Origin of the sequence: Bradyrhizobium sp. TM233 (genome assembly GCF_036247965.1) — a bacterium.
Classification (GTDB): Bacteria; Pseudomonadota; Alphaproteobacteria; order Rhizobiales; family Xanthobacteraceae; genus Bradyrhizobium; species Bradyrhizobium ottawaense.
In genome coordinates this window covers 48,143-62,545 of record NZ_BTIG01000001.1, presented here as the reverse complement: position 1 = coordinate 62,545, position 14,403 = coordinate 48,143, and the positions used below count along the sequence as shown (strand labels likewise).

Here is a 14,403-nt window from a genome sequence, read left to right as displayed (position 1 = left end):
CCCGCTCTGCGCGCCGACCTCCCCCGCAAGCGGGAAAGGTTACACCGAGCACGCGACTCGGCCGATCCGACTCAACGGCTCTTAGGGCTTCACCTCCGCCGCCGTCTCCACCTTCGCCACCTTCTTGCTCGCCCGCCAGTTCTCGAACCGCTGCACCACCACGAAGAAGGCCGGCACGAACAGCACGGCGAGGCAGGTCGAGGCCAGCATGCCCGAGAACACCGTGATGCCGATCGACTTGCGCGCGCTGGCGCCGGCGCCGGTCGCGAGCACCAAGGGCACCACGCCGAGGATGAAGGCGAACGACGTCATCAGGATCGGGCGGAAGCGGGCGCGCGCCGCCTCGATCGCGGCCTCAAGCACCGGCTTGCCGTCGCGGCCGTGCAGTTCGAGCCCGACCTCGACGATCAGGATCGCGTTCTTGGCCGACAGCGCGATCAGGAGGATCAGGCCGATCTGGCAATACAGGTTATTGTCGATCTTGAGCCCGGACAGGATCAGCATCGGCCCGAGCAGCGACAGCGGCACCGCGAGGATCACCGAGATCGGCGCGTACCAGCTCTCATACTGACCGGCGAGCACGAGATAGACCAGCAGCATGGCGAGGCCGAACACCCAGTAGATCTGGTTGGAGACCGCCTTCTCCTGATAGGACATCGCCGTCCATTCATAGCCGGTGCCGGGCGGCAGCGTCTTGTCGGCGATCTCCTCCATCAGCTTCAGCGACTGGCCCGATGAGTAGCCCTGCGCCGGCAGGCCGATCACGGTCGAGGATGGATAGAGATTGTAGAGGCTGATCAGCGACGGTCCCGTGGCCGGCGTGATCTTGGCGACGGTGCCGATCGGGATCATGTCGCCATTCGAGTTGCGCACCTGCATGTTGGCGATGTCGCTCTCGGTGACGCGGAAGGCGGGATCGGCCTGGGTGTAGACCTGGAACACACGGCCGAACTTGTTGAACTGGTTGACATAGGACGAGCCGAGATAGGTCGACAGCGCCGAGAACACCTGGTCCGTCGTGACGTGCAGCGTCTGGGTCTTGACCCGGTCGATCTCGATGTTGAATTGCGGCACCGACGAGCGGAACGAGGACTGCACGCGCTGCAGTGCGCTCTGGCTCTGGCCATTGCTGACCATCGCGCCGGTGATCGCCTGCAGCTTGGCGAAATCGCTGTTGCCGTCGCGCAGCTCGACCTGCATCGAGAAGCCCGCGGCGTTGCCGATGCCCTGGATCGGCGGCGGCGGCAGCACCAGCGTGCGCGCCTCCATGATGGTCGCAAGCTTGTCATTGAGCCCGTACACCAGCGAGCGCAAATCCTCGCCCGGTCCTTTGCGTGCGTCCCAATCCTTCAGGATGATGTAGGCGACGCCGGCATTGGCAAGGCTGGCGCTGTTGTCGAGCGCGGAGATGCCGGCGATGGTGATGACCTGCGCCACGCCCGGCGTCCCCTTGATCAGCCCGCTCGCTTTGTCGAGCACGGCTTGGGTCCGCTCCAGCGCGGCGCCGTCGGGCAGCTGCACGGCGGCGATCAGATAGCCCTGGTCCTCGATCGGCAGGAAGCCGGTCGGCACCCGCGACAGGCCGTAGCCGCTGGCTGCGATGACCAGCAGCGCGAACGCAACCGAGACGGTGGCGTGCCGGCACAGGAAGGTGATCAGCCTTGTATAGCCGCGCTCGACCCGGTCATAGACCGCGTTGAAACCGCGATAGAAGAGGTTTCGCTGCTCCGGCGGCACCGTCGGTCGCAGCCACAGCGCGCATTGCGTCGGCTTCAACGTCGCCGCGTTGATGGCGGATAGCAGCGCGGTCGCGGCGATCACCAGCGCGAACTGCGAATAGATGTGCCCCGTCAGCCCCGCGAGGAACGAGGCCGGCAAAAACACCGAGATCAGCACCAGAGTGATGCCGACGATCGGCGCGAACAGCTGGTCCATCGCCTTGATCGCGGCGTCGTGGCCGTTCATGCCCTGCTCGATGTTGTGCGCGGCGCCTTCGACCACGACGATGGCGTCGTCGACGACGATGCCGATCGCGAGCACGATCGCGAACAGCGTCGACATGTTGATGGTGAAGCCGAGCGCCGCCATCGCGGCAAAGGCGCCGATGATGGTGACGGGCACGGTCGTCGCCGGCACCAGCATCGCGCGCCAGTCCTGCAGGAACACCAGGATCACGACCAGCACCAAAAGGCCGGCCTCGATCAGGGTCATGTAGACCTCGTGCACCGAGGCCTCGACGAACTTGGTGGTGTCGAACGGCGTGTCGTATTTGATGCCTTCCGGAAACCGCTTGGCGAGGTCCGCCATCTTCTTCTCGACGGCCTGCTCGACCTGGAGCGCGTTGGCGCCGGGCGACTGGAACACGCCGATGCCGACGGCCGGTTGCTTGTTGAGCGAGAAGATCTGGCTGTAGGTCTGCGCGCCCAATTCGACCCAGCCGACATCGCGCACCCGCGTGACGTCGCCGCTGGTGCCTGACTTGACGATGATGTTCTCGAACTGGCTGGTGTCGTCGAGCCGTCCGTTGACGTTGAGCGTGTACTGGAACGCCTGGCCCGGCGGCGTCGGCGGCGCGCCGACCTGGCCGGCAGAGACCTGCTGGCTCTGTTGCTGGATCGCGTTGATGACGTCCTGCGGCACGAGACCACGGACCTGCAGCTTGTTGGGATCGAGCCAGACCCGCATCGAATACTGGCCGGCGCCGAACACGGTGACGTTGCCGACGCCGGGCAGGCGCGAGAGCTCGTCGCGGATGTTGATGGTGGCGTAATTGCTCAGGTAAAGGCTGTCGTATCTGGAGTCCGGCGAGGTCAGCGTCACGAACAAGAGGATCGAGGTCGACCGCTTCTGCACGGTGACGCCCTGGTTCTGCACCGCGCTCGGCAATTGCGACAATGCGCTGGAGACGCGGTTCTGCACCAGCACCTGTGCGAAGTTGAGGTCGGTGCCGATCTTGAAGGTCACGGTCAGGGTATAGGTGCCGTCGGAGCCGCTGTAGGACTGCATGTAGAGCATGTCCTCGACGCCGTTGACCTGCTGCTCGATCGGCAAGGCAACGGTGTCGATCACGGTCTTGGCGCTGGCGCCGGGATAGCGCGTGGTGACCTGCACGGTCGGCGGCACCACATCAGGGTATTGCGCGATGGCGAGATTGAACAGTGCGACGCCGCCGATCAGGATCATCAACAGCGCGATGACGTTCGACAGGACCGGCCGCTCGATGAAGAACTTTGAGATCATGGCGGCGGCTCCTACTTGGCAGACGCCTGCGGCTGCTCGATCTTCGTTGTTTGCGGATCGATCTTCTGGCCCGGGATCACCCGCAGCAGCCCCGCGATGACGACGCGGTCGTCCGGCTTCAAGCCGCTTTCGATGACGCGCAGCCCATTGTCGACGGGGCCGATCTGCACCTTGCGCTGCTCGACGACGTTGTCGCCGTTGACCACCAGCAGATAGCGGCCGCCCTGGTCGCTGCCGAGCGCGGTGTCGGGGACGAGGAGGGCGCTCTTCTCCTGGTCGAAGGGCACGCGCACCCGGACGAAATATCCGGGCAGCAGCACCCGCTTGTCGTTGGGCACGACGCCGCGCACCGCGAGCGTGCCGGTTGATGTATTGAGGGTCGGCGAGACGTAGTCGAGCTTGCCCTCATGCGGATAGCCGGTCTCGGTCTGCAGTCCCACCTGAATCGGGAATTGCTTCATGTCGGCGGGGGTCAGTCCGCGGCGGGCCGCTTCGGCGCGGATGCGCAGCACGTCCTGCTCGTTGACCGTGAAGTTCACCCAGATCGGATCCATCGCGACGATGGTCGCGAGCTGGGTCGGCGAGGAGACGCCGACGAGCTCGCCGATCGAGACCAGGTGGGCGCTGACGATGCCGTCGAACGGCGCTGTCACCCTGGTGTAGCCGTAATTGACCTCGGCCAGCCTCGTATTGACCTGGGCCTGCTGGAGGTTGGCCTGGGCGTTGTCGCGGGTCGATGTCGAGGTGTCGAGGGTGGACTGCGAGACCGCCTGGCGCTGCACGAGCTCGACCTGCCGCTTGAAATCGGCTTCGGCCTGCTTGACCGTGGCTTGCGCACCAACCTCGGCCGCCTTTGCCTGCTCGACCTTGAGCTTGTAGGTCTCGGGCTCGATCGTGAACAGCTGGGTGCCCTGCTTGACGAAGGTGCCGTCCTGATAGTCAATCGACTGCAGGAAACCCTGCACCCGCGCCACGAGATCGACGCTCTTGATCGGCGCGGTGTTGCCGGTGGCCTCGATGTAGCGCGTCACCGGACGCTGCACCGGCGTTGCCACATCCACCTTGGGCGGCGGCGGTGCGACGAACGTGTTCTTGTCCTCGCAACCCGCCAGTGCGACCACGGCCGCAGCGGCGGCCAGTGCCCGCCCGGCCTGTCTCCACGCTTCATTGCGCCGTGCAGCAGATGCGGGATTCGATGAGGTCATTCGGTAGCCCCCGAGTATCGTCTGTCGGTGCGGCAGGCTACCAACAAATGTCCGGCCGTGGAACACCATAGCCATGGCAGTCGCCGGCCTTGCGCTGCACAGGGCGGTGTGGCCTTTGACAGATTTGTCACGACAAACCGCTTTTCACCGAGCGCACGATCGACCAGAATTGTGCCAAAGACCGTGTGACGGTGCGCGAGCCAGCCGGGAAGAAGCCAAGAAGAAAAGGTGAGGAGAACGTGACATGCCCACGTCCCTTCGCTCGGGCCTTGCCGGCCTCGTTCTCGCAGCGATGGTCGCCATGCCGGCGCTAGCAGACGGTCTGAAGGACGAGATCGCGCCGACCGGCAAGCTGCGCGTCGCGATCGCAATCAGCCCCGCAGGCGGCGCATTCTGGTCGACCAAGATCGAAGCCGGCTATGCCGGCGTTCCCGTCGATCTCGGCAAGGCGATGGCCGCCAAGCTCGACGTCCCCGTCGAATATGTCGTCCACCAGAACTCCGGACAGATCACCGACGCGGCGTCAAAAGGAACGTGGGATGTCACCTGGCTCCCCAGGGATCCTGAGCGCGAGACCAAGATGATGTTCGGCCCGATCTACGAAGTCGCCGACGCCACCTACATCGTCAAGCCCGGCTCCGCCGTCACCAATTTTGCGACGCTCGACCAACCCGGAATCAAGGTCGCCGCCGTCAACGCCACCACCACCATGCGCGGCGCGATCGCGCATCTGAAGCATGCAAAGGTCACCGGCTATCAGACCTATGACGAGATCTTCGGCTTGCTGAAGAGCGGCGAGATCGACGCCTTCGCACTGTCGCGCGACCAGCTCAACAAGATGGCGCAGAAGATCCCGGGCACCAAGGTGCTGGACGAGACGTTCAAGAAGACAGTGACCGCCGTCGCCGTGCCGCTCGGCCACCAGCAGGCGCTGGCGTTCGTCACCACATTCATGACGGAGGCGACAACCAACGGCACGCTACGCAAGGCCTATGACGATAATGGTTTGAAGGATTCGCCGATCCGGACGGAGTAGGTCTGCCAGCCTGGTTTGGCCACGATCCGGCTAGATCCCGGTCGCAGTTGACTCGCGCGCGTGCCACGCTGAAAGCACCGCGCGTTCTTCATCGCCAGTGAGCCCGATGACCGGGCCGCCGCTGACGCGAAGCCAATGCATCGTGTCGCGCGCGGTGTCTCCCGCTGGTCGCGAGATCAGTCCGGCCTCGCGTGCCGGCGAGGTGTCGCGCGTCAGGAAGCCCGCGAAGTCGGGCAGGGGCAGCCACATCGGCAATGACCGCGGACCGGCCCAGCGCCGCACGTCGTGTGCCTCGAGGAAGGCGCGATCGATCCAGGTGAATGTGCAGGACGCGTTCAGCGCCGACGCGCATTCGGCCAGGAATTCGCCGCGCGTGCGTATTGGTCCAATCCCGTCATAGATGCCGGTGAGACGAATCTCCGCCGCATGCACGATCCATTGCGCGAGGTCGCGGACATCGATGAACTGGACGGCATCATCCGGCGATCCCGGCGCCAGCACCTCGCCGCCGCGTGCAAGCCGTGTCGGCCAATAGGCGAAGCGCCCGGTCGGGTCCTCCGGCCCGGCGATCAGGCCGGCACGGCAGATGAAGGCATCGTTGCCGACCGCCTGCTCGCAGGCGACCTTGGCCGCGCCGTAAATGGCGTCGGTGCTGTGCTCCAAATCCTCAGCCGCGGGCTCGCGCAATGGCGCCGTGTCGGCGCGTTGTCCCGGTATCCGATTGTCCGCATACACGCTAATGGTCGAGACGAAGGTCCAATGCACATTTGGTCGCTTCAGCGCCGTGACGGCGCGGTGGACCTGGCCGGGATGACGCGAGACGTCGACGACAGCGTCGAACGTTTCGCCGGTCAGTGGCGCAAGACCATCAGCAACGTCGCGATCGATCCGCACAAAGTGAACGCCCGGCGCAATCGGCCCCGCAAGACCGCGGGCGGCGCAGGTTACATCGTGGCCGGCAGCACAGGCATGGGCCGCAATCGCTCGCCCGAGAAACTGGCTCCCGCCGAGAATTAGAATGCGCATGCGATCGCCCTTCTGCCGATCCGGCGCCGGCAGCCTACGACGATCGGTTGCATTTGCAACCGATCGTCAGCGCGGCTTGATCTCCGCATATTTCGCCATCGCCTTCTCGAACTTCCGGTTGAACAGCCACATCGCGGCGAGGATCTCGCGGAAGCTTGCGGAGGCTCGCGCCCGGTCGGCCTGTCCGAAAGCAAAGATGCTGTTGTTGCGCAGATGCTTCATGATCGTGGGGCTGGAGACCCTGTAGTTCAGGAGGTCGCCGGATTTGAGCGCGGCCCGCGTCGGCGTGGGCACGATCTGGATCAGCTCGAACAGCTTCATCTGGTCGATCGGGTCGGGCAGCGTCTTCACGATTCCAGGGATTTCGCGGAACACATCGGCATGCGCGTTCATCAGGCCGTCGCGCACATTGGTCCAGTGATTGAAGCGGAGATCGGTGCCGCGGGCCCGCGCCTCCTCCTTGTCGTCGCGCGCGCTCAGCCCGGGATCGATCGCGGCGATCTCGCCCTTGATGGCCTCCCACTTCCTGCGGCCGTTGCGGTCCTCGGACGGGCCGGTCTGAAAGCTGCCCATATAGGTGTTCGAGCGTCCGTTGCGGACGTTCTGCTTGCCGTTGGTCTCGGCAAAGAACAGCCCGAGGCTGATGCGCCCCGCAGCGGCTGCGTGGTCAGGCGCAAGCCCCTTGGCGCGCGCGATCACTGTCGCGAGATCGACGACGTCCTTGAACGGCGTCGGCGAGTTCTGCGCATTGGCCGGCGGCGCCTCCATCACGTCGAACAGTTTCGAATATTCGTCGATCAGCGGCTCGATCTCGGCGTCGAAATAGGCCGGAGGAATCTCGAACTTGTTGGGCCTGCCGATCCGCGACGGCATGGCGTCGGTGAGATCCTTGTAAGAACTGATGACGGCGACGCGGGCGAGGTAGAGCGCCTGTCCCGGCAGGTTCGGCAGCGGCTGCTTCGCCTCGATCTGGCGCCGCCGCTCGGCGAGGATCGATTTGAACTCGGCGAGCGCCTTGTCATAGGCGGCGGCCGCCTCGGATTGCCTCGGCGTGAGCGTGCGCTGTCCGACGGCGGGCGCCGCGACGAAGAAAGCAACAGCCGCAAGGGCGGCAAGACGTTTGAATCTCATGGCCGGTTCCCGTCGATTCGAGGCCAGGAGATCGTAAGCATCAGATACAAGGGCTGGCGAGACGCAAATCCCGCTCAGCCGCAATTCGTCCGCTCAAGCCGCCCGGTAGTCCGGCGCCGTCGCCAGGAATTTCGCATAGGCATCCGCATCCGGCGGCTGGAAATGTCCTTTGAGCCCGCCGCGCTTCTGGCTCTTCGCGCCGATGTCGGCCATCAGCTCGTCGAAATGGCGGTAGTGATAGGGCGCGACGCAGAGGCCGCCATAGACGCCGGCGGCCGGCCGCTCGACGCGCTTGAAGTGCAGCATCATCTCGATGTTGTCGTGCATCGCCTGCGCCGTCGGCTGGTTGGCGAGCTGGCCGTCGGCATAGCGCACCAGCCAGTTCGCGGCGAGGTCGGCGCAGAGCACGGTGCAGAACGAGGAGTTGAAGCCGACGAAGCCGAGCTCGGGCAGGTCAGGGTTGGCGATCAGGCGGTAGAGCCGGTACTGCCCGTCGGCATCGACCAGCTTCTGCTTGTAGGCCTCGGGCAGGAACGGCACGCCGAGCTTGTAGCCGATCGCGAGCACCGCGACGTCTGCATCGATGCGCTCGCCGCCGCTCATCACGATGCTGTCGCCGTCATAACGATCGAACGTGCCGAACACGGCCTTGATGCGGCCGTCGGCGACCATCGGGTAGAAGCCGGGCGTTGCGATCGGCACCGAGCAATTGACGCCGTCCTCGATCCGGTCCTTCGGCACCATCTTGCACCGGCCAAGCTTGAGCTGCGCTTTCAACAGGCTCTCCAGCCCACGCCAGTTCGCCCACACCAGCGGCGCGGCGAGGCGGTGCGCGAACCGCGTCATCGCGCCGATGCCCCAGCCCGGAAACATCTCCTCCTGCGCGCGGATATAGAGGATGCGCTTGAAGTTCACGAGCCCGCCGATGAAATAGGGGATCCGCCAGACCGGCTCGCGCATCACGATGGTGACCTCGCGCGCGCCCGATTTCACCGCGTTCACCGCGATGTCGGTCGCCGATTTCGAGCCGCCGAGCACGACGATTCGGCGTCCTTTCGCCAGCGTGGGATCGCCGTATTTCGACGAATGCAGGATCTGGCCGCCCTGTGCCAGAAAGCCGTCCTCGCCCGGGCAATGCAGCTCGCGCGGCTCGTTGAACTGCCCGGTGCAGACGGCGACGAAATCGAAATCCTCGCTCGTGCTCGCGCCGTCCTTGTCTTTCAGCGCGAGGGTCCAGCCCGGCCTGCCGTCGGCACGCCGCGCCATGCCGGCGACCTCGGTGCCGAGCCGCAGCATGCGGTCGAGACCGAAACTCCTGGCATAGTCGGCGAGATAGGCATGGACCTGCGGCCCGGTCGGCCATTCCGGATAGGCGTCGGGCATGGCGCGGTCGGTGTAGCGGTAGAGCTCCTTCGGGCTCTGCGTCTGCACGTCAGGATAGGAGCGCGCCGGCTCCCAGACGCCGCCAAGATCGGCGCTACGCTCGACGATGGTGACGCGGTGGCCGCGGCTGGAGAACGCCTTGGAGGCGGCAAGGCCGGAGACGCCGGCGCCGATCACGCAGACATGCTTGGGGCTGACCATGGGATTGCTCGCAATCGATGTGTTTCGCGCGCAAGCGGTCTCGTTCGGCCGCAAGGCGCGGCCGGCGGACCTGCAAGCAGATGAAAGTGGACGAGGGGGCCGCGCCTAGTCGTTGGCCTCGGGCGGCAGGAAGTCGACCTCATGCAGCGCCGAGATCCGCACGACCTCTGCAGGGTCGGTCAGATTGTGCAGCTGGTTGAACAGCGCCTCCAGCTTCTGCATCGGCGAGACCCAGAACAGAGCGCGGCACGGCTTGTCGGATTTGTTGAAATAACCGTGCGGGATGCCGCGCGGCATGCGCACGAGGTCGCCGGCGTGAGCCTTGACCCATTTGCCATCGAGCTTGAGGTCGAGCGTGCCCTCCTGCACCAGGATGAACTCGTCCTGGGTCGGATGGATGTGCACCGGCACGAACTGGCCGGGATCGCTGTTGGTCTCGAACGCGAAGGTGGAGTCGGTGACGGCCTTGGGGAAATAGACCTGGCCCAGGATGTTCCAGCTCTTGCCGCCATAGCCTGTGCCGTTTGCGGTAATGCCTTTTTCGAGTGCAGTCATGTCGCGCTCCCATGGATTCCGGCGAGGATGGAGCTTCTGTCAGCAATGGGGCGGCTGTCTATCCGCTAAACGAATCCGCGAAGCCCCTGTTGCCCTGCAGCATGACGATTTTGCCGACGCCGCCCTTTCCGCGTCCGCGGAACTATTATAGGCTTAAAGCAATTCCGTGACGCGAAGCGTGGTCGACCATGTCCGCAGCCGTGCTGGAAACGAGCGCAAGGGTGCCCGCAGCCGAACGGCTTGCGGACTTCGCCCGCGTCACCACCGACGATGTCGACGAAGCGGCCGAACAGATCGGGCGCATCTTCTGCCCGCACGACCTCAAGCCGGTACGGCTGCGCGCCTCCGGCTTCTCCGCCCGGCACAATTGCGCCGGCTTCGACGGCTTTTCCATCAATTACGTCGCCTATGGCGGATCGGTCGGCATCGACCCCGGCTGCCTCGAGCGCTTCTTCCTGGTGCAGGTCCCGCTCACGGGCACGGCCTGCATTCGCGCCGGCACGACCGAGCTCGACGCCGCGCCGGGGCGGACGGCGTCGCTGTTGTCGCCGACGATCCCGACCCGGATGATGTGGCGCGACTGCGCGCAGGCGATCCTGCTGTTTGACCGCCGCATGGTCGAGCAGCGCGCCGCGGCGCTGTCGGGCAGGGTATCCGGCACGGTCGAGTTCGATCCCGTGATCGATTTGGACGCGCCGTCCGGGCGGGCGCTGCGGACCAGCCTGGCCGAGCTGATGACGCTTGCCGAACGTCTCGGTCCCTGCGGCCGGCTGTCGCCGGTCGCGATCGCCGATTGGCGCGAGCTGCTGCTCGATCACCTGCTCAACGGCCAGCGCCACGGCCTGTCGGATGCGATTCAAACGTTCTCGGGACAGGCCGAGCGGCTGCCGCGCGCGCTGCGCACGGCGCGCGACCATCTGGCGGACAATGCCGGCGAGCCGCTCGACCTCGCACAGCTCGCCTGCGCGTCCGGCATCGGCATCCGCGCGCTCCAGCTCGGCTTCCGCCGTCACTTCGGCCTGTCGATCTCGCAGATGCTGCTCGACATGCGCCTCGCCGGTCTGCACGCCCGCCTCGCGCAGGCCGCGCCCGATGCCTCCATCACCGACATCGCCTTCGATCTCGGCTTCACCCATCTCAGCCGCATGGCCGGCGCCTATCGCGATAAATTCGGCGAGACGCCCTCGGCGACGCTGCGGCGAAGGATGAGCTAGCGCGAGAGAGCTATTTCCGTGGCCGCGTTCTGCCGTTGTCTTCCGCCGCTTGTTTGCGCAGGAACGCCTCGACATCCGCCTGCACCGAATAGGGCGTCGGGATCGCGTCACCGGCGGAATCGACGGCGGTGTCGAGGCAGCGGCGCAGCATACGGGCGAGCTCGGCCTTGCGGTACGGCTTTCTCAAGAGCGGTGCGCCCATCGTCGCGCGTCCCTGCGCATGCAGCGAATCGTAGGCATAGCCCGACGTGAACAGAACCCGCAGGGAAGGGCGCGCCGCCACCATCTGCTCGGCGAGCTCGCGTCCATTCATGCCGCCGGCCATCACGATATCGGTGAAGAGCAGGTCGAACGGCCTGCCTTCGGCCGCAATCGCGAGCGCCTCGGTCGCATTGGCGGCCGGGATGACCTTGTAGCCGAGGCTTTCGAGCTGGACCGTGACGTAGTGGCGGACGTCGCGGTCATCTTCGACGCAGAGCACGGTTTCCTTGCCCCCCACGATCTTGCGGTCGTCATAGCCGGTCGGGCGCAGCGCGCTCGCCTCCGCCTTCGGCAGGTAGATCGTGAAGATCGTGCCGCGGCCTTCTTCGGAGGCGACCTTGATGCCGCCGCCGGACTGCTTGACGAAACCGAACACCATGCTGAGCCCGAGCCCCGTGCCTTTGCCGACCTCCTTGGTGGAGAAGAACGGATCGAAAATCCGCTCGAGAATGGCCTGCGGAATGCCGGTGCCGCTGTCGGCGATCTCGATCTCGACATAGTCGCCGGCATAGCCGGCACCGACCGCGACCGCCTCGCGCACGCCGAACACGACGTTGCGCGTCGTCAGCGTCAGCTTGCCGCCATCCAGCATGGCGTCGCGGGCGTTGATCGCGAGGTTGAGCAGTGCCGAGCTCAGCTGGCCGCGGTCGGCGTAAGCGAGCCAGACGTTGGCGTCGAGCCTGGTGACGATCTCGATCTTCTTGTCGAAGGTCGCCAGCAGCAGCTTGGCCAGCTCTTCGAGCAGCCCGTTGACGTCGATCTCGGCCGGCTGCAGCGCCTGCTTGCGGGCAAAGGACAACAGGCTCGACGTGAGCGCGGCGCCGCGGTCGGCGGCCTCGCTGATCAGCTTGGTGATGGTCGCAAGCGGCGGATTGTCCCTGACGGCGTCGGCGAGGATCTCGATCGTGCCCGTGATCACCGTGAGCATGTTGTTGAATTCGTGCGCGATGCCGCCGGTGAGCTGCCCGACTGCCTCCATCTTCTGGGACTGGACCAGCTGCTCCTCGGCCGCGCGCTTCTGGGTGATGTCCCTGACGAAGGTGTTGACGATGGTGCGCTCGCCCAGCCGCAGCACCGTGCTGGACGCCTCGGCCAGGATCTGGTCGCCGTTCCTGTGAATCAGGGTGAGCTCGAAGCGCAGGCCGGCCGGTGCATCCGACAATTCCGGAACGAGCCGCGCCATGCGCTGCCTGAAGGCGGCGCGCAGCGGCTCGGCGACGATGAGATCGACGACGTCGGCGCCGAGCGCCTCCTTGCGCGTCCATCCGGTCAGGGCCTCCGCCTGAAAGCTCCACTCCAGAACGGCACCGCTGCCGTCGATCTGAATGAAGGCATCGAGCGCGGTCTTGATGACGGCTTGCATCATCTGCGCAGCGTCGCTGCGGGCCCGCGCGTCTTCCGCCGATCGTCCGGCGGCGCGCTTGTCCTCCGAGGTCTCGATCGCGCGCGTGCAGAGGCGTACCATCAGCGCCGCAACGGCAGCGCTTGCCATTAGGGCAACAAGCTGGGGAATGCCGAAGCCGGCTCCGGCCATGGCATAGGAGGCGAGGAGGGCCACCGCGGTCACCACGACCTGTGCGGCCATCGCGAGTGTCAGAAGCCCCCTGAGTTTCATGGTCTCCCACCAAAGAAGACTACCGCATCGGCCGCCCGGTCCCGGGTGCCGCTTTGATGTGAGCTACAGACTCCGCGCGGCGGCGTCGAGGGGCAATTTGCGGTGGTGTCGGCCACCAGCCTTTCAAGGAGGCGCGCATGCAAGCAATGCGATTGACAGCTGTATTGAGTCATGTTCGGTCGAACTGAACTCCAGGAGTGCCCCATGTCCCCGCCACTCACCCGTATCAACAGCGACGAGCGCCTGCCTCAGCAGGTCGATGTCGTCGTCATCGGCGGCGGCGTCATCGGCGTCTCCGCGGCCTATCATCTGGCGAAGAAGGGCCTCTCGGTCGCTCTGGTCGAGAAGGGCCATGTCGGCGGCGAGCAGTCGAGCCGCAATTGGGGCTGGTGCCGCCAGCAGGGGCGCGCGCGCGAAGAAATACCGCTCGCCCGCGAGGCACTGCGGCTGTGGGAGGACATGCAGAACGACGCCGGCGTCGATGCCGGTTTCCGCCGCACCGGCGTGCTGTTCCTGACCAAGAGCAAGGACGAGCTTGCGAGCTGGGAGCGCTGGGCCGCGGTCGCGCGCGAGATGCAGGTCCACTCCACCGTCCTGACGCCGGCGGAGGTCGCCGAGCGCATGCCCGGGAATACCGACACATGGGTCGGCGGCCTGCACACGCCGAGCGATGGCCGCGCCGAACCGTCGATGGCGGTGCCCGCGCTCGCCACCGCCGCGCGAAAGCATGGCGTCACCATTCATCAGGGCTGCGCCGCGCGCGGACTTGAGACGACCGGTGGGCGGGTCAGCGCCGTCGTCACCGAGAAGGGGACCATTCGCACGCAAGCGGTGCTGCTGTCGGGCGGCGCGTGGTCGTCGCTGTTTTGTCGGCGCCACGGCATCGAGCTGCCGATCGGTCTCGTCAACGCGACGGCGTGCCGGACCACGCCGGCGCCGGAGATCACCTCGGGCGCGCTGGGCACCGATCTCTACTGCATCCGCCGCCGCCTCGACGGCGGTTTCACGCTGGCGCTGCGCAACCGCGGCACGGTGGAGCTGTCGCCCGATTTGTTCCGCTATGCGCGCACCTTCTGGCCGACCTATCTGCATCGCAAGAACGGACTGAAGCTGTCGTTCGGCAGGTCCTTCTTCGACCAGATTATGCGCGCCACCAGCTGGAGCTTCGACAAGCCGTCGCCATTCGAGACCGAGCGCGTGCGCGATCCCGAGCCCGACATGTCGCTGGTCAATGCTGCGCTGGCGTCGCTGATCAAGGCCAATCCTGAACTCAAGGACATCGAGATTGCGGAAGCCTGGGGCGGCACCATCGACTGCACGCCGGATACGATCCCGGTGATCTCGCCGGTCGACGCGCTGCCGGGCTTCTTCCTCGCGACCGGTTTCTCCGGCCACGGCTTTGGCATCGGACCTGCCGCCGGCAAGCTCGCCGCCGACATCGTGACCGGTGCCACGCCGCTGGTCGATCCCGCGGCCTACAGCCACAAGCGCATGATCGACGGCCGCCGGCTCGCGCCGGTCAGCCCGTTCTGAGAG

At 65.9% G+C, this 14,403-nt stretch carries 10 protein-coding genes; 3 read left to right on the top strand and 7 right to left on the bottom strand.

The features are described 5' to 3' along the window. Positions 1-81: 81 nt before the first annotated feature. Positions 82-3,240, bottom strand: coding sequence for an efflux RND transporter permease subunit (locus tag AABA86_RS00300; protein WP_338305366.1), 3,159 nt, complete (start codon positions 3,238-3,240; stop codon positions 82-84). An 11-nt stretch (positions 3,241-3,251) separates the two neighbouring features. After that, the gene (locus AABA86_RS00295; RefSeq protein ID WP_338305365.1) at positions 3,252-4,445 is read right to left on the bottom strand and encodes an efflux RND transporter periplasmic adaptor subunit; all 1,194 of its coding nucleotides are present in this window, start codon (positions 4,443-4,445) and stop codon (positions 3,252-3,254) included. Between the two features lie 244 nt (positions 4,446-4,689). On the opposite strand from AABA86_RS00295, the gene AABA86_RS00290 reads away from it, so the two are divergent. Further along, positions 4,690-5,481: a transporter substrate-binding domain-containing protein gene (locus AABA86_RS00290; protein ID WP_338305364.1), complete on the top strand. Its 792-nt coding sequence runs from the start codon at positions 4,690-4,692 to the stop codon at positions 5,479-5,481. Between the two features lie 30 nt (positions 5,482-5,511). Here AABA86_RS00290 and AABA86_RS00285 read toward each other — a convergent pair whose 3' ends face one another. The 4 genes from AABA86_RS00285 to AABA86_RS00270 all read right to left on the bottom strand — a co-directional run bounded on the left by AABA86_RS00285 (position 5,512) and on the right by AABA86_RS00270 (position 9,777). Next, positions 5,512-6,507 carry an NAD-dependent epimerase/dehydratase family protein gene (locus AABA86_RS00285; RefSeq protein WP_338305363.1) on the bottom strand — a complete coding sequence of 332 codons (996 nt, stop codon included), beginning with the start codon at positions 6,505-6,507 and terminating at the stop codon, positions 5,512-5,514. 66 nt (positions 6,508-6,573) lie between these two features. Beyond that, a complete protein-coding gene (locus AABA86_RS00280) occupies positions 6,574-7,638 on the bottom strand; it encodes a hypothetical protein (RefSeq protein ID WP_338305362.1) in 1,065 nt (354 codons plus the stop codon). A 93-nt stretch (positions 7,639-7,731) separates the two neighbouring features. Then, complete coding sequence (locus tag AABA86_RS00275) at positions 7,732-9,222, bottom strand: flavin-containing monooxygenase (RefSeq protein ID WP_338305361.1); 1,491 nt, start codon at positions 9,220-9,222, stop codon at positions 7,732-7,734. A gap of 105 nt (positions 9,223-9,327) precedes the next feature. Then, on the bottom strand, positions 9,328-9,777 hold the full coding sequence (locus AABA86_RS00270) for a cupin domain-containing protein (RefSeq protein WP_027560751.1): 450 nt from the start codon (positions 9,775-9,777) through the stop codon (positions 9,328-9,330). 188 nt (positions 9,778-9,965) lie between these two features. Here AABA86_RS00270 and AABA86_RS00265 point away from each other — a divergent pair, with 188 nt between their 5' ends. Further along, complete coding sequence (locus AABA86_RS00265) at positions 9,966-10,991, top strand: AraC family transcriptional regulator (protein WP_338305360.1); 1,026 nt, start codon at positions 9,966-9,968, stop codon at positions 10,989-10,991. A gap of 10 nt (positions 10,992-11,001) precedes the next feature. Here the strand turns inward: AABA86_RS00265 and AABA86_RS00260 are convergent, their stop codons facing one another. Next, on the bottom strand, positions 11,002-12,867 hold the full coding sequence (locus AABA86_RS00260) for an ATP-binding protein (protein WP_338305359.1): 1,866 nt from the start codon (positions 12,865-12,867) through the stop codon (positions 11,002-11,004). Between the two features lie 204 nt (positions 12,868-13,071). On the opposite strand from AABA86_RS00260, the gene AABA86_RS00255 reads away from it, so the two are divergent. Next, positions 13,072-14,400 carry an NAD(P)/FAD-dependent oxidoreductase gene (locus AABA86_RS00255; RefSeq protein ID WP_338305358.1) on the top strand — a complete coding sequence of 443 codons (1,329 nt, stop codon included), beginning with the start codon at positions 13,072-13,074 and terminating at the stop codon, positions 14,398-14,400. Positions 14,401-14,403 lie beyond the last annotated feature (3 nt).

Bases quoted from the DNA above. Each gene is read 5' to 3' on its own strand.
- AABA86_RS00275 (WP_338305361.1), bottom strand. From the start codon at position 9,222: ATGGTCAGCCCCAAGCATGTCTGCGTGATCGGCGCCGGCGTCTCCGGC.
- AABA86_RS00260 (WP_338305359.1), bottom strand. From the start codon at position 12,867: ATGAAACTCAGGGGGCTTCTGACACTCGCGATGGCCGCACAGGTCGTG.
- AABA86_RS00270 (WP_027560751.1), bottom strand. From the start codon at position 9,777: ATGACTGCACTCGAAAAAGGCATTACCGCAAACGGCACAGGCTATGGC.
- AABA86_RS00255 (WP_338305358.1), top strand. From the start codon at position 13,072: ATGTCCCCGCCACTCACCCGTATCAACAGCGACGAGCGCCTGCCTCAG.
- AABA86_RS00300 (WP_338305366.1), bottom strand. From the start codon at position 3,240: ATGATCTCAAAGTTCTTCATCGAGCGGCCGGTCCTGTCGAACGTCATC.
- AABA86_RS00295 (WP_338305365.1), bottom strand. From the start codon at position 4,445: ATGACCTCATCGAATCCCGCATCTGCTGCACGGCGCAATGAAGCGTGG.
- AABA86_RS00290 (WP_338305364.1), top strand. From the start codon at position 4,690: ATGCCCACGTCCCTTCGCTCGGGCCTTGCCGGCCTCGTTCTCGCAGCG.
- AABA86_RS00285 (WP_338305363.1), bottom strand. From the start codon at position 6,507: ATGCGCATTCTAATTCTCGGCGGGAGCCAGTTTCTCGGGCGAGCGATT.
- AABA86_RS00280 (WP_338305362.1), bottom strand. From the start codon at position 7,638: ATGAGATTCAAACGTCTTGCCGCCCTTGCGGCTGTTGCTTTCTTCGTC.
- AABA86_RS00265 (WP_338305360.1), top strand. From the start codon at position 9,966: ATGTCCGCAGCCGTGCTGGAAACGAGCGCAAGGGTGCCCGCAGCCGAA.